Origin of the sequence: Dactylosporangium sp. NPDC048998, assembly GCF_043197855.1 — a bacterium.
Taxonomy (GTDB): Bacteria; Actinomycetota; Actinomycetes; order Mycobacteriales; family Micromonosporaceae; genus Dactylosporangium.
This window is the reverse complement of sequence record NZ_JBICTV010000048.1, coordinates 23,327-44,589: the sequence shown is the minus strand read 5'-3', so window position 1 is coordinate 44,589 and position 21,263 is coordinate 23,327. Positions and strand designations below refer to the sequence as shown.

Sequence of the window (21,263 nt, the reverse complement as noted above, 5' to 3'; positions counted from 1 at the left end):
GGCGCGCCGGGCCCGCCACCGGTTCGTGGCGGACCCGGCCAGGTGTCACGAGGTGATCAGGTCGAACGACTCCCAGAGGCCGATCGCGGTGCGGTTGGCGATCAGCGCGGAGTTGCCGCCGTTCTCGGCCGTCACGTACTTGCCGTTGGCGTTGGCCTTGAGCGACACGCTGCCGTCGCCGTTGCGGATCAGCTGGAACTTCTCCCACGAGCCGAACGCGCCCCGGTTCGCGATCAGGGACGCGGCGCCGGCGTTCTCGGCGCACACGTACTGGTTGTTCGCGTGTGCCCGCAGCGCGATGTACCCGCCGCCGGCGTCGATCTGGTCGAACTGCTCCCAGGGGCCGATCGCGGTGCGGTTGGCGATGAGCGGGGACGCGCCGGCGTTGTCCGCGGTGACGTACTTGCTGTTGGCCCGGGCGCGCAGGCTGATCACCGTGTTCGTCGGCGGGGGCGGGGTGGACACCGAACAGTTGCCGGCCACCGCGCCGGCCGTGGTCAGGATGCCGCCCAGCAGGATGTGCAGGAAGTTGGCCTCGCTGTAGCTCTCGGTGGTGTGGCCCAGCGCGGTGTAGAAGGCCCGTCCGCCGTCGTAGTTCTGGCACCAGGTGTTGGGGTGGTCGGTGCCCATGGTCGAGCCGGTGTACGACGAGTTGTCCACCGACGTCAGCACGTGCACGGTGCTGCGGGGGTTGGTCTGGAAGTCGTACCATTCGTCGGTACGGGTGAAGGACGACGGCAGCCCGCTGGTGGCCGGGTGTGCGGTGTCCTCGACGACCAGGCGGGCCGGCTGGATCGCCGGGTGCTGCTTGAAGTAGGCGCCGACGAGCTTGCCGTACCAGGCCCAGGCGTAGCCGCTGTCGGCCGCGGCGTGCACGCCGACATAGCCGCCGCCGCGCTGGATGTAGCGCTGGAAGGCGTCCTTCTCGGCCTGCGTGCCGACCGGATCGCCGGTCGCGGACAGGAAGACCACCGTCTTGTACTGCGCGAGGTTGGTATCGGTGAACAGGGTGTCGTCCTCGGTCGCGTCGACGGTGAAGTTGTTCGCGGCGCCGAGATTCTTGATGGCCTGGATGCCGGCCGGGATCGAGTCGTGCCGGAACCCGGTTGTCTTGGAGAAGACGAGCACCTTGAACGACGCGTAGGACGCGGCGTGGCCCGGCGTGGCGGCGCCGAGCAGGCCGAGGGCGGAGCAGATGGCCGTGAGCATCGCGAGCACGGCGCGACGCGGCATGGACGGACTCGCCATGGCGAGCACTCCTTGGGATCGGCGGATCAACGCACTAGCGGTTGTGCCTCCTGCCGGTCGACTCGCGCCACGGCCGCCGAAACCGAACGAACGCGTCATCCAGGCAGGTTAGTTAGAGTCCTAAACTAATCTCGTCATCGATGCATGTCAAGCTCGCGTCGAGGTCGAACGTGGTCAGCGCAGGATGCCGGTGTGGCCGAGGGAGTACCGGCCGGGTTGCGGCCAGAAGCACAGCCCGTGTGGCTGGTTGCCGACCTTGATCCGGGCGAGCAGGTGCCCGTCGTCCGTGGAGATGGCGTAGACCTCGCCGTTGTACCGGCCGGAGAGCCACAGGACCTTGCCATCCGCCGAGACCCCGCCCATGTCCGGGCTGCCGCCGCCGGGGATCTGCCACTTGGCGACGAGGGTGCCGGTGGCGAAGTCCAGGATCGACACCGAACCCTCGCCCCGGTTGGCGATGTAGAGGCGCTTCGAGTCGCGGCTGACGTACAGCCCGTGCGCGCCGGCACCGGTCGGCAGGAACATCCGCACGGTGAACGCGTCCCCGTCGAGGATCCACACGCCGGAGGTGTGCATGTCGGCGACGTACCAGGTGCGTCCGTCCGGGGTGATCTTGACGTCCTGCGGCATCGCCCCGTCGCGTGGCAGGTGCAGCTGGCCGACCACCTCCTGACGCTGGACGTCCACCTTGATCAGATCGCCGGAGAACTCGCAGGTCGCGATGAAGTAGCGGCCGTCGGCCGAGAAGTCGGCGTGGTTCACCCCGGAGCAGTCGACCGGCACCGATCGCGCGAGCGCCATCGTGTGCGGGTCCCGGAAGTCGATGCGGTGCAGCAGCTCCGCCATGACCATCGCGAACTTGCCGTCGGGGGTGAAGTACAGGTTGTACGGGTTTTCGACCGGGACGGGCGTGCCGAACGCGCCGGTCGCCGGGTTGATCGGGGTCAGCGTGTTGCCGTCGTTGTTGTTGACCCACAGCGTGCGCAGGTCCCAGGCCGGCACGACGTGCTGAGGTGCGTTGCCGACCTTGACCGTCTGGATGACCTGGTACGTCGCCGGGTCGATGACGGAGACGGTGTCGCTGTCGAGGTTCGGCACGTACACCCGGACGGGGTCGTTTCTGACCGCGGCGGCGAGCGCGCCGGGCCGGTCGGCGGCGTAGACGTCGTGCGGGTCGAGCAGCGGCGGCATGCCGGGCAGCGCGGCGCCCGGCGCGGTGGTTCCGCCCGAACTCCCGGGCGGCCGGGACGTGGCCATGCCGGGCATGCTCATTCCGGGCATGGCCTCCGGCGTGTGGTGGTCGGCGGGGCCTGCGCTCTTCGGTGCGGGCTTGGAAGAACACGCACCCAGCAGCAGGGCGGCGGCGGTGAGTGCGGCGAGCGCACCGGAGCGAAGGTGTCCGGGCGCCATCAGCCGACCGGCTCGGCTAAATAGAGACTCACGATTGATCCGTTCTGTACGCCTTGTAGGGTCTTGCGTACCACGGCGGCCACCGCCGGATCCGGATTATCGAGCGAGCTGACGTCGCAGGATGGGCCGTCGCGGTCGGCAGGGTTTAGGCGGGGCGGCGACGGGCACAGTACGCCGGTGCCGACCGGACTCCTCGTCACGGATGGCGGGTGCACGGCGCCGCGCGCCGGTGACGCGGGGCCCGGCTGCCCGGATCGCGCCCAGCAGCTACTTGATACTTGTGTCAAGTAGCTGGAACACTCAGGATCCGCCGATACCTGACGGCGAACCTCTGTCTTCGGTTGGGGGCTGGCGCATGCACGGTCTGGTCGAGGTGAACGGGGCCATGCCGACCCATTGCGCGCCTTCGCCGCCCATCTGGGTGTAGCCGGCCATGGTGCCGTACTCCTCGCGCGGCACGACCAGCTGTCCCCCGAAACGGCAGCGCAATCAGTTGTTGACATGCATGTCAAGCGTGACCGCCGCCCCGGGACCTGTCAAGGGCGCTCTTGTCGACGAGGACAGGCTCGATCCGGCTTCACCACAGGCCGGGATTGTCCATTGTGGACATCTGATTGACGCTTACGCGCCAAGGGATTCACGTACGGCCATGGCCGACGCGGAGGGGGTGTCGGGGTCTTGCTCCGGGATCAGCGAGCGGCGCGCAGGGTCTTGCGCCAGACGAGGGCCAGCGTGTCGACAAGCCGGTCCTCGTCGAAGTCCTTGTCCAGGCAGAACCACAGGTAGCAGGTGTATTCGAGCATCGCGCCGAGCACCTCGGCGATGTATTCGACATCCATGTCAGGATCGGTGAGCACGCCGCCGGCGCGCAGCCGCTGGATGCCCCGCTTCGTGCGCCTGACGAACGTGTCCCTGATGTCGAGGCGCAGCTCCCGCATCTCCGGCGAGAAGGTGCCCACCTGCTCGATCAGGCCGATCATCTTGGCGTGGGGCCGATACGCCTGCACGAAGCGGCGCACCAGGTCGTGGATGCGTTCGTCGAAGCCGGTCGTGGGGATCGGCGTCGACATCGACGCCAGCATCGCGTCGACCATGTCGTGCGCGACCGCCGAGAAGATGGCTTCCTTGGTGTCGAAGTAGGTGTAGAAGGTGCCGTGCGAGACCTGCGCCTCCTTGACCACGTCGGTCACGCGGGTCTCGATGAATCCCTTGCGCTCGAAGACCCGACGGGCCGCGTCCAGGAGCGCCCGCTTGCGCGTCGCACCACGGTCGGTGAGCGGACCGTTGTCGCGACGTGCCTGCTGAACCTCGGTGGGACCGGGCATCTGATCTCCTATGTGGGTGGAACGCGGGAAACCGGCGATGCCGGCGCCCGCATCGGAGACAGCGTCTCCAGCAGGTCGGTGGCCATTTGCGAAAAGGGCGTGTCTATATTATGGGACCGCGCGACCCGAACCAGCGCACCGCTGATCGCATCGTGTTCGAGCGGTCGCCCGGCCTGTCGGTCCTGCCACATCGAGGACCGGACCGTGTCCGGGTAGGCGGCGAACTCGTCCAGCATCCGCTCGGCGAGGTCGGCCGGCAGCGCGGCCAGTTGCGTGGCTGCGACGGTGCGGGCCTCGCCCACCAGGGCGGTGGCGATGCGCCGCAGTTCCGGGCGCCGGCCGATCTCCCGGACCGGCAGGTCGGTGATCGTGGAGATCGAGTTGCCCACCAGGTTGTAGGCGAGCTTGGTCCACTGCGCGGTGACGAAGTCGGCGACGACCTCGACCTTGAGCGAGGTGGGCGCGGCCAGCGCGGCGAACCCTTCGCCACCGGGGCCGGACGGCACCCGGACCACGCCGTCGAGGGTGTGCACCACCCGGCCCGGCCCGGTGCGGCGGGCTCCGTAGGTGACCAGCGCCGGGACGACCCGGCCCGGGTCGACGAACGGGGCCAGCCGCTCGTGGTGGCCGACCCCGTTCTGGGCCACCACGACCGTCGCGCCGGCCACCGCCGGCGCCTCGAGCCATCGCCCGACGCCGCCGACGTCGTAGGTCTTGGTCGCCACGACCACCCACGACAGCCCTGGCAGCCCGGACAGCTCGCTCGGGTCGCGCACTACCGTCACGTCCGGCTCGGCCGGCGCGCCGCCGAGCGGGGTGAAGGTGAAGCTGCCGATCGGCCGCTGGGCGGCGATCAGCACCGCGACGCTGGGCGCATCCGCGAGCTTGGCCGCGATGAGCCCGCCGATCGCCCCGGCGCCGACGACGAGCACCCGCCCGGCCGCGGTCTCAGGCCACCGCCCTGGACCTGGCCAACGCGTACGCCACCCTGGCCGCCGACGGCACTCGCTGCGACCCGCTCCCCGTCGCCCGCGTCGTCGACGCCGGCGGTCGGCCCGCTCCCGGCGTCGGGCCGCACTGCGAGCCGGTGCTCCGCCCCGAGGTGGCCCGCGCTGCGATCGACGCAGGCCGCTGCCCGATCGGCGACCACTCCGCGTTCGGCGACCGCTGCGGCGCCGGCGATGTCCCGACCACGACCGTGCGTGACACCGTGGGCCGCCCGGTGTCCGGCCAGTCCGGCCAGACCGGCAACCGCCGCACCTTCTCCGTGGTGGTCGCCGGGCCTCAACTGGTCACCGGGGGCATGATCGCGACCGCGCCGGGGGTGAACGGCGACGCGGTCCAGATTGACTCCGGCGTGCCGGAGGGCGCGATCCGGGCGGTCGCCGGGGTCGAGCACGACGGCCTGGCCCCGTTGCCGCCCCGCGACTTCACCGCCCCGCCGCGGGAGCTCGCTTTCGCCGCCTGACCGTCCGATCACACTCCAGCGAGCGGACCGAAGCCGTTTCGCCATCTACTTGGGATCCGACCCGGATGCGGTCGGCTGCCAGCGGTTGCGGTGGAAGATCTCATCCACGGCAAGGACCATGCATTCCCAGCTCGCGTCGCGGCGCCCCGAACGGTGTCCGGGACCGTTGAACTGGCCGAGCAACGCCGGCCCACCGTAGCGGCGGATCTCGCTGTTGACTGCCACCTCGTTGCCGCACCGCGTCAGTTCGTCACCGGCGTAATACAGGGCCTCGGGCCAACCCGACAGCACCATCGTGTCGCCATGCTCGGCAACGGACAGTCGCTGCCGCATCCAGTCCCAGTCCCGGTTGTCCACGGCGGGTCGAGGGGCCGGAGTCAGCATGGTCGACAACGTTCCCGGGCCGGCACCGCGCCGCCCCAAGCGTGCCCGGATCGACGGCCAGGCCGACGGCCGCAGGTGCACGTCTCGGCGCACGATGACCAGGTCCGCCAGCCCATGGCTGTCGGCCCAGTCAGCTACGCACTCACCGACCGGGTTCGCTCGCAGAGGCAAGAACACGGCGCTATGTGGACTGGCGGCGGCCAACCGGAACAGCGCACCCAGGCGCAGCAAATCCGCCCGGGAACTGGTCAAGGCGCCGGAGTGCCGCCACAGCACCTTGGTGATGTGGGTACGGCGCAGCGGCGCCGCCGTCATGACGACACGTTGCAGCCGGGCAGTGCCGGAGACGTAGTGCACCCGCATGCGCAGCCGCATGCGGGTCGCACCCGAACGATCCCCCACGCACGCACGGTAGGCAGAGACCGGTCGTACATCAACCGAAATCAACGCCCGTGGGCCACTCCCGCGCAACGCTATCCAACTGCCGCCGAGCGCGCCGTTGACGCGGTGCTGGGATGTGCCGTTGGAGTGCGCGCCGTCCCCCATCGCCCAGGCGGTTCGAGGATCGCGGCCGAGTTTCCAGACCTCGGGACGGCCACCGCACCGGCACCGGATCATGATCACGTCGACACTCCGAACGAGGCTCACATGGACGCGATCGATGCGGTGCTACGCCGCTGGGCGCATACCGGCGAAGCCGCCGGTGGGAGGTACTTCTGGTCGACGGACTTGGTCATCGTTCCCCGGCCAGGCATAACCGCCATGATCGAGGCGATCGACGGGCTTGTCCGTGACGAAAACATCGACCAAGCATGCCAGGATCCCCGGCCCGAACGACAGCCCGGATGCCGCGTCATGGCGGCAACCCTGACCCGCCGCAAATCCAGATTGAGTGGCAAGAAACGCACGCCGACAGGTGACAGGTCACGGGCATCGGCCTGTCTCGCCGGTCAGGGCTGGATGTTCTCCAGGTCCTCCAGAAGGCGCGGGTGCCTCGGCTCCCAGCCGAGCGTCTGCCGGGTGTGGGTGCTGGACGAGGGCTGGTCGGTCGCGAAGATCGGGCCGAGAGGGCCGTAGGTGTCCGATGGTACCGACTCGACCGGCAGGCCCAGCCGTCGGCCGATGACTGCGGCGATGTCACGCACCTCGTCGCCCTCGTCGGCCACGGCGTGCCAGGAGCTACCGGCCGGCGCCAGCTCCAGGGCCAGCCGGAAGAGGACTGCCGCGTCGAGAGCGTGCACGGCCGGCCAACGGTGTGCGCCGTCGCCCGGGTAGCCGGACACTCCGGTCCGGCGTGCGATGTCGGTCAGCAAACCGGCGAACCCACCTGTGCCCTGGTTGTGAACCGTGCGCGGCAGGCGTACGGCCGTGCTCCGGACCCCGCGCGAGGCCAAGCCCAGGACGGCCGTGACCGCGCGACCACGACCACCGACCGGCCCGTCGGTCGGCAGCGGGTCGGCCTCGGTGGAGGCACGGCCTGGCACATAGGGCGTACCCGAGACCGTGACGAAGGGGCGGTCGCTGCCGACGAGTTCCTCACCCAGGGTCGCGAGGGCGGCACTCTCTTCGGCGACCGCCTTCGCGAGGGCGTCGGGGCTGCTGAAGTCGTTGCTGAATGCCAGGTGGATCACGCCGTCGGCCTGAGCAACGCCGGTGCGAAGGATGTCCAGGTCGGCGAGACCTCCCCGCAGCGGTTCGGCGCCGGCCGCCTCGGCGGCCAGCGCGGACGCGGCGGAGCGGGCGAGGGCGAGGACGGTGTGGCCGTTGCCGAGTAGTTCGCCGACGACGGCGGAACCGATCAGGCCGGTGCCACCGGTGATGAAGACGCGCATGGAACTCTCCCGAAGTGATGGGACTCTTGTCCCGTCACACGCTACCAGGACGACGGGACAAAAGTCCCATCGCCTATGATGGCAATCATGGGTCGGTGGGAACCAGGGGCGCGCGAACGCCTCGTCGTGGCTGCCGTCGACCTGTTCACCGAGCAGGGGTACGACGCCACGACGGTCGCGCAGATCGCCGAGCGCGCCGGGGTCACCAAAAGCACCTTCTTCCGGCACTTCCCCGATAAGCGCGAGCTGCTGGTGGCCGGACAGGAGACGCTGAGCCGGCTGCTGGCCGAGGGGATCGCCGAGGCGCCCGGTAGCGCCAGCCCGCTCGAGGCGGTCGCTGCCGGTCTCGAGCGCGCCTCGAGCGCGATGGGCCCCATGAATCGCGAGCTCGCCCCACGCCTGAAGGCGGCCGTCGCCGCCAGCGCCGAACTTCAAGAACGTGACGCCCTGAAGAGCGTCAGCCTCGCGGCCGCGATGACAGCCGCTCTGGTCGCCCGCGGCGTACCCGATCCGACCGCGGCCCTCGCGGGCGAGCTGGGCGTTCTCGCCTTCAAACGGGGGTACGCCGAATGGTCCGAGGGCGACCGTGACGCCAAGGACGAGCTGGCCGGGTACACCCTGGCGGCCCTGGACGAGCTGCGCGCGGCGAGCGCATCGCTGGGCTGACCGGACACCTCACCCGAGCGTAGTCCCGGCGTCGTCGGGATCTTGACGCGCGAGTGGGGGGGGGCCGGCCGGCCCCCCCCGGGGGGCCCCCCCCGCCAGTGGGCCACACCCCCCCCGCCCGCCCCCCCGGGGGTTTGGGGGGCGGGGGGGGGGCCCCCCCCCCCCCCCCCCCCCCCCCCCCCCCCACTGGCATTGCAGACCTCAGCGCTCCTGCAGCACCGAGAGGATGTTGCCGGCCGGGTCGGCGAACCAGGCGATGTACGGCCCACCACCTCGGAACACGCCGCGCTCGTCCTGCTCGAATCCTTCGTACCGGGTCATCGTCACGCCCTTCGCGACCAGTTCATCGACGGCCGCGTCGATATCGTCGACCGGGAAGTTCAGGATCGTGTACGTCGCTGGGGTGTGGTCCGGCTTCGGGTAGACGATCACCGTACCGCCGGTCGCCAGGTGCAACGTGAGTATGCCGGACTGCTCGGTCACGTCGAGGCCGAGCGTGTCGCCATAGAACAGCTTGGCGGCGGCGACGTCGGGCACGGCGAAGCCGCTGAACGCCTTCGTCTTCGCGAACATTCTGTGCCTCCCTCCCGCACGACCGGGGTAGCCGCGCGTCACGGTCCATGCTGCCCTGCCAGGGGCGGGCGTGCACGTTCATTCACACGTCCATGCCGGTAGGTTCAGCCCGGTCGGTCTGTTCGCCGAGCCAGCGCAGCGCGCTGAGGCTGGGCAGGAAGGCGTACTCGCCGCCGCGGGTGGTGACGAACCTCGGCACGCCCTGCAGCCTGCGGCGGACGGGACGGCGGGGGATGGTGTAGTCGCCCGGGCCGTCGCCGGTGGCGGCGATCGGGTCGCGAGCGTCACCGGCACCGAAGAAGACGCCGTCGTTGAGCCACTGGGTCTGGGCGAACTCGAACTGGCGGCCAAGGTGGGCGCCGACGAACGTGAACATCAGGCCGCGGTCGGCGCCGTCGTCGTCGAGGACGCCGTCGGGCAGCAGCGGCCCGTACGCGGCGCCGCGGCGGATCATGCGGTGCAGGCGTGGCTCGCCGGCGACGGCCGAGTCGCGCGGGTTGGCGCGGCGGATGTGGCAACCGCCAGGGGTGGTGAACCCGTCCGGATCATCGCTGCCGAAGAGGAAGGCGTTGTTGCGGCTGCGGTCGGCGCCCAACGCCGGGTCGTCGCGCTCGGGTGCCAGCGCGAGCGGGGCGCCGCTGCGCCACCGGCCCATGACCTTGGCAGCAAGCAGCTCCTCGTCGTCGCGGCCGGTGGAGTTGTCCCGCAGGAACCGGCGGAACGCGGCGACATCCTGGCGCAGCTTGCGCAAGGCGACGTAGCTGCCGTTGCGGCCGAGGACATCGGGCCTGGTGGTCTGTACGCCCCCGAGCTCGTCGGGGTAACCGAGGACGAACTCGCCGGCCTTGAGGGGCGGCTCGAGTGGGTTCGAACCGGGGATGCCGCTGCCCTCGACGGCGGGGTGGCTGATGCCGTCGCGGTAGCCGAACGGCTCGGTCTCAGTCGGCAGGGCGTGACAGTCCTGCCGCCAGATCGCGGTGATCCCGGCCAGCTGTTCGTACGCGGGACGGGCCCGGTCGATCGCCGCCTCCAGCAGCGCCGTGTCCGGCGCCACGGCGACCAGGACGACGTGCACGTCCGGCGAGCCCAGCGGCGGTTCCCAGTGCTCGGGGCCGCTGGACCCGGTGTCGCCCAACGCGGTGGCGCGAGCGGCCATGCCCTGGCGGAACTCCCACGCCATCGAGTCCAGCGACTCCTGCGGTACCCCCAGCGCCTTCAGACCCTGGCAGGTGACGGCGACGCTGACCCAGGTCTCGCCGAGCGGACTGACGCCGTCGGCGGCGGAGGTCACCACGGCCGCGGCGCGGCGCATCAGCTCGCGGCCGTCGGCACGGCTGTCGATCCGGAACAAGAGGTGCGTCGCGGCGTACGGCGAGGGGCGTGGGCTGAGCACGCCGCGTTGGATGTCGTGCAGGTCCACGGTCTGGGCTCCGCGTTACCTGGTGACGACGTTGCGCCAGAAGTTGCGCAGGCTCTCGTCGGCGCCGAACAGCGTGCTGAAGATCGTCGAGTCGGCCATGAGGATGTCGCCGGCACGCGGGCCCGCCGCAGGGAGCCACAGAAACATGTTGAACTCGGTGTTGCCGGCCTCGGTGAACGGGTGCGGCTGGGACAGGTCGATCCGTTGGCGGCCCAGCACCCGTACCGCCTGTTCGTCGTCGGTGGTGATCGCGTAGTGCGGCAGGTGCATGTGGAAGTTGAAGCTGGTCACTCCGGTCAGCCAGCCGAGGGTGTCGAGATCCCGGTTGATCGACAGCGGGGCGATCCTCCCCGGCGCGGCCACAGCCGGGCGCAGCCCGTACCGGTTCTGCACCGGCACGCCGAGGCCCTCCATCAGCGAACGGGTGTAGCGGCCGAACCGCTGCTGGCGCGGTACGAGCGCATCGCCGTGGTGGTGATATTCCATGTCACGTACGGTGAGGTCGTCGCCGGCGCCGACGTCGTGGTGCGGGCCCAGCACCAGGCGGGTGCCTTCCCGGTTGACCCACCCGCGTACCGCGTCGACTTCCTCGGCGGTGGCCTCCTGTCCGGTGATCATGTGGTCCAGGCCGAACACGAACAGCGTGTCGGTGTCAGCGAGCACCCGCTCGTCCAGCGGCGTGACGAACCCGGCCTGGTCGACGCGCTGGTATACCGCCACCGGGTGCCCGGTGGTCTCGGCGGCGAAGTCCTGGAACGGCGCCCACGCCCAGAAGAACAGTTCGAGGGACCCGGCGATGCCCTGCTGGAACCGCATCGGATCAGCGAACTTCGGATCCTCGTAGGCGGGCCAGGTCACCCGGCGCACCTCGGTCATCGTGGAGAACCGATTGTCCAGCTCCTGGGGGTCGTGACCGGCTTCGGCGGGATAGCTCCACGTTATGTAGATGCTCACGCGGCGCCGGCCGGGCGTGTACGGTCGCGGTTGGTGCCTGGTGTTGTAGACCCGCGCGGTGGGCTGATCGGTCATCGGGTCCTCACTGGAGCTGGTCGAGCATCTCGGACAGAGCGTGCTTGATCCGCAGCGCCTTCTTGATCTCGTCGGCGGTGACGTACGGGTACTCGCCGTATTCGATGAAGCTCGGGCACTGGTGCTCACGCACGAACCGGACGAACGCCTCCGGGTTGGTCCTCCAGTCCTCCGGGAACCCCTCGAGATTCTCGAACGCCGTGCTCACCCCCGACTTCGTGAACAGCGCGACAGCGTCCTCGGTGTACTTGTCGAAGTCGGTGTCGAAGATGCCCTGGTACATGAACCTGGTGTCGTCGTCGAACAACACCCACCGCAGGTAGTGCAGCTTCAGCGGCGCCAGCAGGTACGGGTCGGCCTCCAGGGCCGCGGCCAGGGTGCTGCCGTACGCGCGCATCACGTCCGCCCCGCCGGGCTTCACCGTCGCGATGATCGTGAAGCCGTAGCAGGCCGGCGTGCGCGGGAAAACCGGACCATACTTGCCCTGCTGCAGGTGGCTGGTGTCCTTCGGGATCACCATCGCCGCGGGCTTGATCTCCATGCAACGCTCCATCGCCGAGCAGGCGAAAGCCCGTCACCGTCCCGCCTGCAACGTGAACGCGCCCTTCTTCCCTCACTCAACATGTCTGAAACCCGAAACCAGTAGTGAGGAGTGGTGTAGCGGCGGCGGTCACTCGAAGATGTGAACGGCTTCAGTGCAGTGCGATCTTGAGCAAGATCATCACGACGCCGAACATGCCGGTGACCGCTGCCGACGCCAGTCGCTCAGGGCCGGTGAGTTGACCATGTCGACCCACTTCCCAGCCGGCCAGGCACAGCAACGCCGTGCTGCACACCAACGCCCAGATCACCGCAAGGTACAGGTCGATGCCTATCAGGCGCAGAACGACGAGGACGACCACGGGCAGAGCGGAGGCGGTCACGATTTCCCATCCGGTGGTCAACTGTGGCCGCACTTGGCGCCATGCCGGCCGATGGCCTTCATGGATGCGCTTCGCCACCAGCCGGGCGTAGCGTTCGGCACCCCAATAGACGATGAGTGTGACCGCTACTGCTACGACGAGGGCCGTCGCCGAGCCGACGTGGGAGGAGGCCATGACAGCCGCGCTAACGATGACGCCGTAGATTCCGGCCGCCGTACTCTCCTCGGTGGAGCCGGTCAGGTGGACACGTCTTGCGATCGAATGCCGGCGACGTCTAGGGAATGCCATTGCCGTACCTTCAGTCGTGCCAAGGCTTCTGATCATTCGTAAGAGGTCGTTACGTGGTAGTCGGCTGCCCATACGGAGGTCATTGTGCCTGCAGCGAGGGGGTCGAGGACCGCGATCGCAGGAGTGCCGGTGTTCCAGTCCGTGGTGGGCGAAACGGCCTCGAGACCGCTGTACGCCGTTCGTGCCCCGGTACGTGCCAGGACGAGGTCGTTGAGGGCATGCGGAGGCGTGGGGTCAACCGCCAAAGAGTGGGTAGCTGAGTCCGACTCCATGCTTCGGATTCAGGAGGCGATCAGCTCATGGCCACGTTGTCGACCAGCGAGGCCGAAACCACACCCTTCCACGCACTGTCGGTCGATGACGCACTCGCCGTCGAGCACGTCGAACTGCTGACCGGCCTGTCAGCCGCCGACGCGTTGTCGCGGCGTGCCACGTATGGCCCGAACCGGTTGGCCGAGTCACGCAAGGAACCGTGGTGGCGGGCGTTCGTGCGACAGTACGCGGATCCGATGCAAATCGTCCTGCTGTGTGCCGGGATCGGCAGCCTCTACCCGCTCAAGCAGTTCGGCACGGGGATCCTGTTGCTGGCGCTGACGTTGTTCAACGCGGTGCTCGGGCTGCGCCAGGAGGGCAAGGCCGCGGCCGCCGTCAGCGCGCTGCAGAAGATGATGATCGTCAAGGCACGGGTACGCCGCGACGGGCAGCTGACCGAGCTCGCGGCCGAGGAGCTCGTACCGGGTGATGTCGTGCAGGTCGAGGCCGGTGATCTGGTACCGGCCGACGGGCGGCTGGTGAGGACCGCTGGGCTCGAGGTCGACGAGTCGGCACTGACCGGGGAGAGCGTTCCCGTCGTCAAGGACGCGGACACGGTGCCCGGGGCCGGTGCGGCGCTCGGCGACCGGGTGGACATGGTGTACATGAACACCAACGTGACGCGGGGTACGGGTGAGCTCGTGGTCACGGCGACCGGGATGGCGACTGAGGTCGGGCACATCTCCGGGATGCTGCAGGCGGAGCCGACCGCCGAGACGCCGCTGACCCGGCAGCTGTCGCGGCTCACCAACCAGATCCTCGTCGTCGCCGGCGTCGCGCTGGTGCTGTCGATCGCGCTCAACCTGGCCCGCGGCAACCCGTTCAACGTGGTGTTCCTCGCGGCGATCGCGTTCGCGATCTCGGCCGTCCCGACCGGTCTCCCGGCGGTCGTGACCACGATTCTGTCGCTCGGAACCCAGCTGCTCGCCAGGGCGAACGCGATCGTCAAGCGGCTGCGGTCGACCGAGACGCTGGGATCGACCTCGGCCGTCAACTCGGACAAGACCGGAACGTTGACGCTCAACCAGATGACCGCCGTCGAGCTGACCATCCCGGGCCGACGGTACGTGGTGTCGGGCAGCGGATACCGCACCGACGGCGACATCCGGCACGCCGCCGGTCAGCCGGAGGTGCCGTTGGAGCCGTTCCTGCTGCCTATGGCTCTGGCCTCCGACGCGGCAGTGAGGGACGGCGAGCTGATCGGCGATCCCACCGAGGGCGCATTGGTCGTGCTCGCCGAGAAGGGCCACCTCGACGTGGCGTCGACGCGGCAGCGGTACCCGCGCGTCGCGGAGGTGCCCTTCGACGCCGCGTACAAGCTGATGGCGACGTTCCACCGGATGACCGACGAGTCGGGCACCGACGTCGTGCGCTGCTTCGTCAAGGGCGCACCGGACCAGTTGCTCGCGCGCGCGGCGTCGGTGGTCACGCCTGGCGTGGCGCCGGCCCCGCTGGACGACGAGCTTCGCGCACGCTACATGGCTGAGAACGAGCGGCTCGCCGAGCAGGGGCTGCGGGTCATGGCCACGGCGCGCAAGGACTTCGACCCGGCGGCGTTCGACCCGCAGGCGGACCTCCTCGACACCCTCGACCGGCTGACCCTGCTCGCCCTCGTCGGCATCGTCGACCCGCCACGGCCCCAGGCGAAGGCCGCGATCGCCACGGCGAAGGCGGCCGGGATGCGGGTCCGGATGATCACCGGCGATCACGCCGTCACCGCGGCGGCGATCGCGCAACAGCTTGGCATCGACGGCCGGGCCATCAGCGGCGCCGAGTTCGCCGCGATGGGCGACGAGCAGCTGGCCCGCGAGATCGACCACATCGGGGTCATCGCGCGGGTGACGCCCGAGCACAAGGTACGCCTGGTGGAAACCCTGCAGCGCAAGGGCCACATCGTCGCGATGACCGGCGACGGTGTGAACGACGCACCGGCCCTGAAACGCGCCGACATCGGCATCGCGATGGGGATCACCGGCACGGAGGTCTCGAAGGAGGCCGCCGCGATGATCCTCACCGACGACGACTTCGCGACCATCGTCAAGGCCGTGGAGATCGGCCGGGCGCTGTACGACAACCTCAAGCGGTACGTCTTCTTCCAGATGGGCGTCCTCATCGGGTTCATCGCCACGTTCCTGGGCGCCAGCATCTTCAACATCGCCTCCGGCGTGCCGTTCCTGCCGCTGCAGACACTCTGGGTGAACTTCACGACCCAGGTCTTCCAGGCCATCGGCCTCGGCTACGGCAAACCGGAGCAGGACATCATGCGACGACCGCCCCGCCGTGCCGACGAACCGCTGCTGACCACCCGTACCCTGCTCTGGCTCGCCGTCGTCGGCCTGGTGCTGGGCGCAACCACCCTGGCTGTGATCGCCTGGGCCGACCGCGGCTACGGAACCGACGTGGCCCGCACCATGGGGCTGACGACGTTCTCGATCCTCAACCTGCTCCTGTCGTTCACCGTCCGCAGTGACCTACGCTCGATGTTCAACCTGGACACCTTCGACGACCACCGGTTCCTCGTCACCAGCGGCATGTCGGCCATCGCGATCGTCCTCGCCACCGAACTCGGCGTGCTCCAGCGCATCCTGCACACCGTCAGCCTCAACCTCACGCAGTGGCTCGTGTGCCTGGCCGCCGGCGCAACGGTCATCGTGGTCACCGAGCTGCGCAAGCTGGTGCTGCGTCACCGTGCCGCGACGGCCGGCGCCTTGGCCCCGGGATGAATGCGACGAACGGAACGCACACCATGACCGATCAGAAAACCGGCCGGACAGCCGAGCGGATTGCGGGGTTGATCGCGCGGTTGCGGGTGCCGCCCGGCGCCAAGGTCCGGTTGCCGGGCCGGTACGACCCGGGCTACACGGCGCAGCTGGCCGGCAAGCGTGACGGCGCCGAACTGCTCCAACGGGGCGGCCTGCTGACCGAATACCAGGCGAGGCTGGCCGCGCAGGACAGCCACGGCGTCCTCGTGGTGCTCCAGGGACTCGACGCCGCCGGGAAGGACGGCACGATCCGCCACGTCATGAGCGGCGTCAATCCCCAGGGCGTCCACGTGCACAGCTTCAAGGTGCCGTCCGCCGAGGAACTCGACCACGACTATCTGTGGCGCTTCGTGCAACGGCTGCCCGGCCGCGGCGAGATCGCCATCTTCAACCGCTCGCACTACGAGGAGGTCCTGGTCGTCCGGGTCCACCCCGAGCACCTGGAACACCAGAAACTGCCGGCCGCGGCGAAGGCCGGTGACATCTGGAAACGGCGGTACCGCGCCATCACCGACTGGGAACGCCACCTGTCCGACAACGGCTTCCACATCGTGAAGCTGTTCCTCAACCTGTCCAAGGAGGAGCAGCGCAAGCGCCTGCTGAAGAGAATCGAGCGGCCCGAGAAGAACTGGAAATTCTCCCCCGCCGACCTCCGCGAACGGCAGAGCTGGGACGCCTACCAAACGGCATACTCCGAAATGCTGTCGAACACGAGCACGGACTGGGCCCCCTGGTACGTCATTCCGGCCGACCACAAATGGTTCGCCCGGCTCGCCGCGGCGGCGGTGATCGCCAACGCCCTCATCGAGATCAACCCGCAGTTCCCCACGGTCGACCAGTCGGCGCGCCGGGAACTGCTCAGCGCCAAGGCGACACTGGAATCGGAGGCACCCGCGGACCGAGGCCGCACCGGCACCAGGCCGGTCAGCGCTCATGGCTGACGGGGTCGGTGGCGCCGTTGCAAGGCGAAGCTGATCTCGCCGGTACCGAGGATCAGAGCGGTGATGCCGGTGAGCAGCACCAGGATGCGAGGTGAGATGCCCGGCCAACCGACGAACAGCAGACCGACGACGACGGAGGCCGCACCGAGCACCAGCAGCCACACTCGCGTGCTCCCCTTGGCGAACAGACCGAACCGCTCCGTTACAAGCAGGCTCTGCGTAAGACGCTTCTCCCTGCACGACGAGACGGCCTCATCCAGCGCGGGTATCCGGTGGGGATCGCCGACACGACGATCGTCATTCCTTCCGGGCGAGGCGGTTCGGCAACAAAGTGACGATCGTTGCAGCTGAGCAGAGACGCCCGAACGGACAGCAGGCGGGGGGAGAGAGACAGATGTCCCTGGATATTCGTGGTCATCACGGTTCTCGTCGACGTCTTCCGTAGTCGCGACCTCAGCGGGTGGGCGTAGGCAGGCTGGACGGCAAGTACCCAAGTACCGCGGGCGGCGAAGGAACCGCCGAGGAGCTGTCCAAACTCGCCGAACTACGACAACGCAGCGTCATCAGCGCCGCCGAATTCGAACGAGGCAAGGGCAAGATTCTCAGCTGATCGGCACCGAAGGGCGGTGCCGCCGACCGGCGATCTGAGAGGAAGCATCATGAGCGATCTGATTGCAATCGGATACCGCGACGTGACCACCGCAAACGCCGCCCGGGAAAAGATCATCGAACTCCAGCGGCAGGGGCTCATCACCGTACGCGACGCCGCCGTGGTGGACGTGGGCCCCGACGGCAAGGTCCGGCTGCATCAGGCGACAAGCGCCACCGCTGTCGGAGCCGCCGGTGGGGCCCTGTGGGGTGGCCTCATCGGGCTGCTGTTCTTCGCGCCGTTCGTCGGTATGGCGGTCGGTGCGGCCAGCGGTGCGGTCGCTGGGAAGCTCACCGACGTCGGTGTGGACGACAAATTCATGAAAGACGTCGGCGCGGCGCTGCAGCCCGGCTCGGCGGCACTGTTCCTGCTCGTCGACCAGGTCACCGTCGACAAGGTCATGGCGGAGATGGCGAAGTACCAGTTCGGCGGCCAACTGCTGCGCAGTTCTCTGAGCGTGGACGCGGAGCAGCGTCTACGCGATGCCATCGAAGCCCTGCATCTGACGCCCGCATAATGAAATGAACCGCATGCGTCAGTAACCAGGCGGACCGTCAACGGCCGTGGGTTGGTCACGCTGGTCACTCTGCAGCCGCCTGAGCGCACACGGTCGCTGGCGCTCAGGCGGCGGGTCCTGGTGATCGCTGGGGCGATGAGCTGGCGGGCGGTAGCATCGTCGCTCCGCTGGATGGCGTCCTCGATCGCATGGTGATGCGCAGCTCGGCACGCATACCCGGGATCGTCACGGCGAGCAGTTCGTAGGCCAGCGCCGCCTGGAGCGGGGCGACGTCGTCGTCCGCGCTGACGGCCCATATCCAGTTCGCGGTGGCGGCCCACAGCCGGACCATGAAGTCCAGGCGCCCTGGCGGGGTGGGCATGGGCTGGAACTCGATGCACAGCACATCGCCCGCCTCGATGCTGACGAACACCACGTGCGTGTGCGGCGCGTACGAAGGATGTGGCCGCACCTCCTCAAACCCAGCGGCCACCAGCGCCGGCGCGATGCCGGCGACGAACTGTTTGAACTTCATGGCGTACTTCCGCGGGCATGCCACCAGAGACGGGCCGAACCTATTGCGCAGGTACACGTGGTCGGCGTCGGCAACCGGCGCGGAGCAGGACAGCTCTGCGGATGAGCCTGTCCACGCCAAGGACCACCCACGAAGGAAGCGAGTCCCCCCGCCACGCGCGAGCACGTCAAGATCGCATGAACTGTCATGGCGCGATCCGGTAGCTACGCACTGTCACCGCCGTCCGGCTCGTTGGCGCTTGGTCTCATCGCAATGTCACGCCGGGGCCGGACTGCCAGAATTGTGATTGAGGAGCCGGAACCCAGGGGGTGAGAAGACGTCATGAACGACTGGAACGACAAGATTATCGTTGAGTTTCGCGCCAACGCTGGGCAGGTAGGCGGTCAGTTCGCCGGCGCGCCGCTGCTGCTGTTGCACACGGTCGGCGCCAAGAGCGGCCAGCCTCGCGTCAATCCGGTGATGTACCAGAAGGTGGACGACGGCTACGCCGTGTTCGCGTCCAAGGCCGGTGCGCCCACCAACCCCGACTGGTACTACAACCTGCTCGCCCATCCGCAGGTCCAAGCGGAGATCGGTACGGGCAAAGTCGAACTGGTCGCCAGAGTCGCCGTAGGAGACGAGCGGGAACGGATCTGGAGCGCGCAGAAGGCCGCGTATCCAGGCCTTGCCGACTACGAGCGGAAGACCACCCGCCAGATCCCAGTCGTCGTACTGGAACCTGCACCGTAGGCGGAGACGGCACAACCCCAGTCCGCCGGATATGCGCCGCCCGCAGTCCGCGTGGTCGCTGCATCCGAGCGGTCACGGCCGCACAACTCACCAATGATCACCAACGAGGCCGATAGGTTCCGTCTCGTGGTCGGCGACGCAACCACGCATTCAGGATCGGTTATCGGCGAGCCGTACGCCTCGCGCGTCGACGCGTGCCGTGAGTTGCGGTGGCACGACGTCACGGTGTGTCCAGCCGCAGGACGAGCAGGTGCGCAGGTCCTGCATGATTCCGGCTCGTCCTGGCCACGCCAGGTCGAGGGCGAGCCACACATGCGCTGTCCGGTTGATCAATGCCGACCGCCGATCGGGCATGCTGGGTACCGTGAGCGATGGGTACATTCGTTTGATCCCGACTGACCGCGAGTGGCAGCCCTCGCCCGAGGGCGCCGCCGCGGCAACGGCCTACGTAGCCCGGCTGTTCTCCGGCCCCGAGGAGGATGTCGAGGAGGTTCAGCATGAGTTCTACGACCGGGTCACCCTGATCGATGCCGGCGAGAACACCGCTCGAATCTCGTGCTCGACCTGCGACCGGGACATCGACATGGAGTGGTTCAACGACCTGATCGACGAGAGCGGCGAAAGCTTTGACAGCCTCGACGTCTCCGCGCCCTGCTGCGGCGCGGCCGTTTCCCTGGCTTCGCTTCGTTACGACTGGCCGGTCGGGTTCGCCCGATTTGAGGTGTGCGCCATGAACCCGACCCGCGCCAAATACGAACTCGACGCCGAGGAGCTCGCCGAGGTAGCTGTACTCCTTGGTCATCCCGTCGCTCAGATACTCGCTCATTACTGACGTCAGGGCCTATTGCCAGCGGCCGTTGCTTGAAGAGTTGCACCAAGTCGAATGCCACCAAGATCGGATGCACACAGGTAGCCATGGTGACGGTGGCACTTCACTGGGAAAACCCGGACTCCACGACGAACCATTCGCCGGTACAGTACCTGGCGTGTCCCTCCAACGCCTCCTGTGGATGCTGGTCGCGGTCGCGGTCATCGCGGCCAACGGCATCGCGGCGAGCCGAGACTCCGCTGCAGCCGATGCGCCCTCGGCGGCTGCGCTGGCCGCTTTCCTCGGCTGCTCGGCGGCCCAACCGCGGCCCTATTCCGGGGCGCGGGAGACCGTCGCCTGTAAGGAGGGCGGCTTCGACGTTACGGTGATGACGTTCGATGACAACGCACAACGCGATGCCTGGGTGAACGACGAGAGGGTCATCGTGGTCAGCTCCGGCTTCGCGGGCATTCCGGCCGCGCTGGTCGCCGGTGACCGCTGGGCGGTGGAGACCGGCGATGTCCCCGCGGCCGAGCGGCTCCACGCGGTGGCGGGCGGGTGGCGGGTATGACCGCGAGCGCGACCGCTGGGCCGCCGTTCCGGCTCGCCGCCGGTGGGGCGGGCGCCCGTGTGGAGTGGGCCACGTGGGGCCTGCTCGCGGTGGCGGGCGTCTTCGCCGTCGTCGCCGCGTTCGACCTGGCCTATCTGCTGCGGGTCCGGGCCGCGCTGCCGTCGCCGGACCTCGACGTCCTGCAGGCCGGGCTGGGTCTCGGCACGAGCGAGATGGTGCTGTTCTTCGCGCTGCTCGCCGCCACTTTCGCGTGGTACCTGCTCAACGTCGCCGCGGTGCGCGGGCTCGGCGAGGATCCCGCCGCGGTCCTGCGCACGACCCCGATGACGCTGTTTCAGGTCGGCGCCGCGGCCACCCTCGTGGCCGGGGCGACGCTGCCCCACGCGGACTTCATGGCCGCACATGCGTTCGGCGTGCGCCTGCGGTGGATGATCCCCATTCTCGCGGCCCGGCTGGCGCTGGCGGCGCTGCTCGGCGTGGCCGTGCTCGGACTGCGCCGGCGGGTGTACGCCGCGATGCTGCGCTCCGGCGTGGCACCGCTGCCGAGCCGGCCGCCGGAGCGGATGACGCTGCTCGAGATATCCAAACGCGCCGCCCTGGTCGTGCCGCCGCTGCCCGTCGCCGGCGACGCGTGGTGGTCGGAGGTGGCCGACCGGGTGGCGGCGGCCGGCTCCGCGCTGCCGCTGCTGGAGCGGTCGGGCGAGGAGCGCCGCTGGCACCGCGTGGAGCCAGGCGCGGACCTGGCGGCGCTGCGCGAGTCGCTGCGGCCGGGCGCGACCGTCACCCTGTTCGCCACCGAACCGGCGGACGAGGACAGCTATGACCCCGACGCCCTGAGCGCGGTAGTCCGCTAGGCAGTGTCCTCAAAGGATGTCCGGGCGCGCCTTTGCATGC

The 21,263-nt window shown here is 69.0% G+C and carries 23 protein-coding genes; 10 read left to right on the top strand and 13 right to left on the bottom strand.

The features are described 5' to 3' along the window. Positions 1 to 45 precede the first annotated feature (45 nt). The 4 genes from ACGFI8_RS44510 to ACGFI8_RS44495 form a co-directional block, all read right to left on the bottom strand. Positions 46 to 1,248: a ThuA domain-containing protein gene (locus ACGFI8_RS44510; protein ID WP_392814263.1), complete on the bottom strand. Its 1,203-nt coding sequence runs from the start codon at positions 1,246 to 1,248 to the stop codon at positions 46 to 48. 174 nt (positions 1,249 to 1,422) lie between these two features. Then, positions 1,423 to 2,658, bottom strand: a complete 1,236-nt coding sequence (locus ACGFI8_RS44505) for a hypothetical protein (protein WP_392814260.1) — start codon at positions 2,656 to 2,658, stop codon at positions 1,423 to 1,425. A gap of 689 nt (positions 2,659 to 3,347) precedes the next feature. Beyond that, a complete protein-coding gene (locus ACGFI8_RS44500) occupies positions 3,348 to 3,983 on the bottom strand; it encodes a TetR/AcrR family transcriptional regulator (protein WP_392814258.1) in 636 nt (211 codons plus the stop codon). Positions 3,984 to 3,991: 8 nt separating this feature from the next. Beyond that, on the bottom strand, positions 3,992 to 4,915 hold the full coding sequence (locus ACGFI8_RS44495; RefSeq protein ID WP_392814257.1) for a ketopantoate reductase family protein: 924 nt from the start codon (positions 4,913 to 4,915) through the stop codon (positions 3,992 to 3,994). A gap of 155 nt (positions 4,916 to 5,070) precedes the next feature. Here ACGFI8_RS44495 and ACGFI8_RS44490 point away from each other — a divergent pair, with 155 nt between their 5' ends. After that, positions 5,071 to 5,451, top strand: a complete 381-nt coding sequence (locus ACGFI8_RS44490; RefSeq protein ID WP_392814255.1) for a hypothetical protein — start codon at positions 5,071 to 5,073, stop codon at positions 5,449 to 5,451. A 45-nt stretch (positions 5,452 to 5,496) separates the two neighbouring features. Here the strand turns inward: ACGFI8_RS44490 and ACGFI8_RS44485 are convergent, their stop codons facing one another. Both ACGFI8_RS44485 and ACGFI8_RS44480 read right to left on the bottom strand, forming a co-directional pair. Beyond that, complete coding sequence (locus tag ACGFI8_RS44485; RefSeq protein WP_392814252.1) at positions 5,497 to 6,210, bottom strand: hypothetical protein; 714 nt, start codon at positions 6,208 to 6,210, stop codon at positions 5,497 to 5,499. 575 nt (positions 6,211 to 6,785) lie between these two features. Next, positions 6,786 to 7,667 (bottom strand): SDR family oxidoreductase, encoded by an 882-nt coding sequence (locus tag ACGFI8_RS44480; protein WP_392814250.1) that lies wholly within the window; start codon positions 7,665 to 7,667, stop codon positions 6,786 to 6,788. 87 nt (positions 7,668 to 7,754) lie between these two features. On the opposite strand from ACGFI8_RS44480, the gene ACGFI8_RS44475 reads away from it, so the two are divergent. Beyond that, positions 7,755 to 8,333, top strand: coding sequence for a TetR/AcrR family transcriptional regulator (locus ACGFI8_RS44475; protein WP_392814248.1), 579 nt, complete (start codon positions 7,755 to 7,757; stop codon positions 8,331 to 8,333). A 201-nt stretch (positions 8,334 to 8,534) separates the two neighbouring features. On the opposite strand, the gene ACGFI8_RS44470 is transcribed toward ACGFI8_RS44475, so the two are convergent. The 5 genes from ACGFI8_RS44470 to ACGFI8_RS44450 all read right to left on the bottom strand — a co-directional run bounded on the left by ACGFI8_RS44470 (position 8,535) and on the right by ACGFI8_RS44450 (position 12,566). Continuing rightward, a complete protein-coding gene (locus ACGFI8_RS44470; RefSeq protein WP_392814245.1) occupies positions 8,535 to 8,906 on the bottom strand; it encodes a VOC family protein in 372 nt (123 codons plus the stop codon). An 82-nt stretch (positions 8,907 to 8,988) separates the two neighbouring features. Next, positions 8,989 to 10,326 (bottom strand): Dyp-type peroxidase, encoded by a 1,338-nt coding sequence (locus ACGFI8_RS44465; RefSeq protein WP_392814243.1) that lies wholly within the window; start codon positions 10,324 to 10,326, stop codon positions 8,989 to 8,991. 15 nt (positions 10,327 to 10,341) lie between these two features. Beyond that, the gene (locus tag ACGFI8_RS44460) at positions 10,342 to 11,355 is read right to left on the bottom strand and encodes a hypothetical protein (protein ID WP_392814240.1); all 1,014 of its coding nucleotides are present in this window, start codon (positions 11,353 to 11,355) and stop codon (positions 10,342 to 10,344) included. Positions 11,356 to 11,362: 7 nt separating this feature from the next. Beyond that, a complete protein-coding gene (locus tag ACGFI8_RS44455) occupies positions 11,363 to 11,896 on the bottom strand; it encodes a hypothetical protein (RefSeq protein ID WP_392814238.1) in 534 nt (177 codons plus the stop codon). Positions 11,897 to 12,047: 151 nt separating this feature from the next. Next, a complete protein-coding gene (locus ACGFI8_RS44450) occupies positions 12,048 to 12,566 on the bottom strand; it encodes a hypothetical protein (RefSeq protein ID WP_392814235.1) in 519 nt (172 codons plus the stop codon). 299 nt (positions 12,567 to 12,865) lie between these two features. Here ACGFI8_RS44450 and ACGFI8_RS44445 point away from each other — a divergent pair, with 299 nt between their 5' ends. Together ACGFI8_RS44445 and ACGFI8_RS44440 are read left to right on the top strand one after the other, a co-directional pair. After that, complete coding sequence (locus tag ACGFI8_RS44445) at positions 12,866 to 15,601, top strand: cation-translocating P-type ATPase (RefSeq protein ID WP_392814233.1); 2,736 nt, start codon at positions 12,866 to 12,868, stop codon at positions 15,599 to 15,601. Positions 15,602 to 15,624: 23 nt separating this feature from the next. Then, a complete protein-coding gene (locus ACGFI8_RS44440; protein WP_392814231.1) occupies positions 15,625 to 16,581 on the top strand; it encodes a PPK2 family polyphosphate kinase in 957 nt (318 codons plus the stop codon). Here the strand turns inward: ACGFI8_RS44440 and ACGFI8_RS44435 are convergent. Continuing rightward, positions 16,572 to 16,745, bottom strand: a complete 174-nt coding sequence (locus ACGFI8_RS44435; protein WP_392814229.1) for a DUF308 domain-containing protein — start codon at positions 16,743 to 16,745, stop codon at positions 16,572 to 16,574. The two genes, ACGFI8_RS44440 and ACGFI8_RS44435, sit on opposite strands and share 10 nt — an antisense overlap. A gap of 296 nt (positions 16,746 to 17,041) precedes the next feature. Between ACGFI8_RS44435 and ACGFI8_RS44430 the strand changes: the two genes are divergently transcribed. Both ACGFI8_RS44430 and ACGFI8_RS44425 read left to right on the top strand, forming a co-directional pair. Continuing rightward, the gene (locus ACGFI8_RS44430) at positions 17,042 to 17,191 is read left to right on the top strand and encodes an SHOCT domain-containing protein (protein ID WP_392814227.1); all 150 of its coding nucleotides are present in this window, start codon (positions 17,042 to 17,044) and stop codon (positions 17,189 to 17,191) included. Between the two features lie 16 nt (positions 17,192 to 17,207). After that, positions 17,208 to 17,747 (top strand): DUF1269 domain-containing protein, encoded by a 540-nt coding sequence (locus ACGFI8_RS44425; protein WP_392814224.1) that lies wholly within the window; start codon positions 17,208 to 17,210, stop codon positions 17,745 to 17,747. A gap of 103 nt (positions 17,748 to 17,850) precedes the next feature. On the opposite strand, the gene ACGFI8_RS44420 is transcribed toward ACGFI8_RS44425, so the two are convergent. Beyond that, positions 17,851 to 18,261, bottom strand: a complete 411-nt coding sequence (locus ACGFI8_RS44420; RefSeq protein WP_392814222.1) for a hypothetical protein — start codon at positions 18,259 to 18,261, stop codon at positions 17,851 to 17,853. A 321-nt stretch (positions 18,262 to 18,582) separates the two neighbouring features. Between ACGFI8_RS44420 and ACGFI8_RS44415 the strand changes: the two genes are divergently transcribed. The 4 genes from ACGFI8_RS44415 (at position 18,583) to ACGFI8_RS44400 (ending at position 21,223) form a co-directional block, all read left to right on the top strand. Next, a complete protein-coding gene (locus tag ACGFI8_RS44415) occupies positions 18,583 to 18,990 on the top strand; it encodes a nitroreductase family deazaflavin-dependent oxidoreductase (RefSeq protein WP_392814219.1) in 408 nt (135 codons plus the stop codon). A 325-nt stretch (positions 18,991 to 19,315) separates the two neighbouring features. Then, the gene (locus ACGFI8_RS44410; RefSeq protein ID WP_392814216.1) at positions 19,316 to 19,822 is read left to right on the top strand and encodes a hypothetical protein; all 507 of its coding nucleotides are present in this window, start codon (positions 19,316 to 19,318) and stop codon (positions 19,820 to 19,822) included. A gap of 178 nt (positions 19,823 to 20,000) precedes the next feature. Further along, complete coding sequence (locus tag ACGFI8_RS44405; RefSeq protein WP_392814213.1) at positions 20,001 to 20,369, top strand: hypothetical protein; 369 nt, start codon at positions 20,001 to 20,003, stop codon at positions 20,367 to 20,369. Beyond that, a complete protein-coding gene (locus ACGFI8_RS44400; protein WP_392814210.1) occupies positions 20,366 to 21,223 on the top strand; it encodes a hypothetical protein in 858 nt (285 codons plus the stop codon). Before ACGFI8_RS44405 ends, ACGFI8_RS44400 begins: the two co-directional genes overlap by 4 nt. The last annotated feature ends 40 nt before the right edge of the window (positions 21,224 to 21,263 follow it).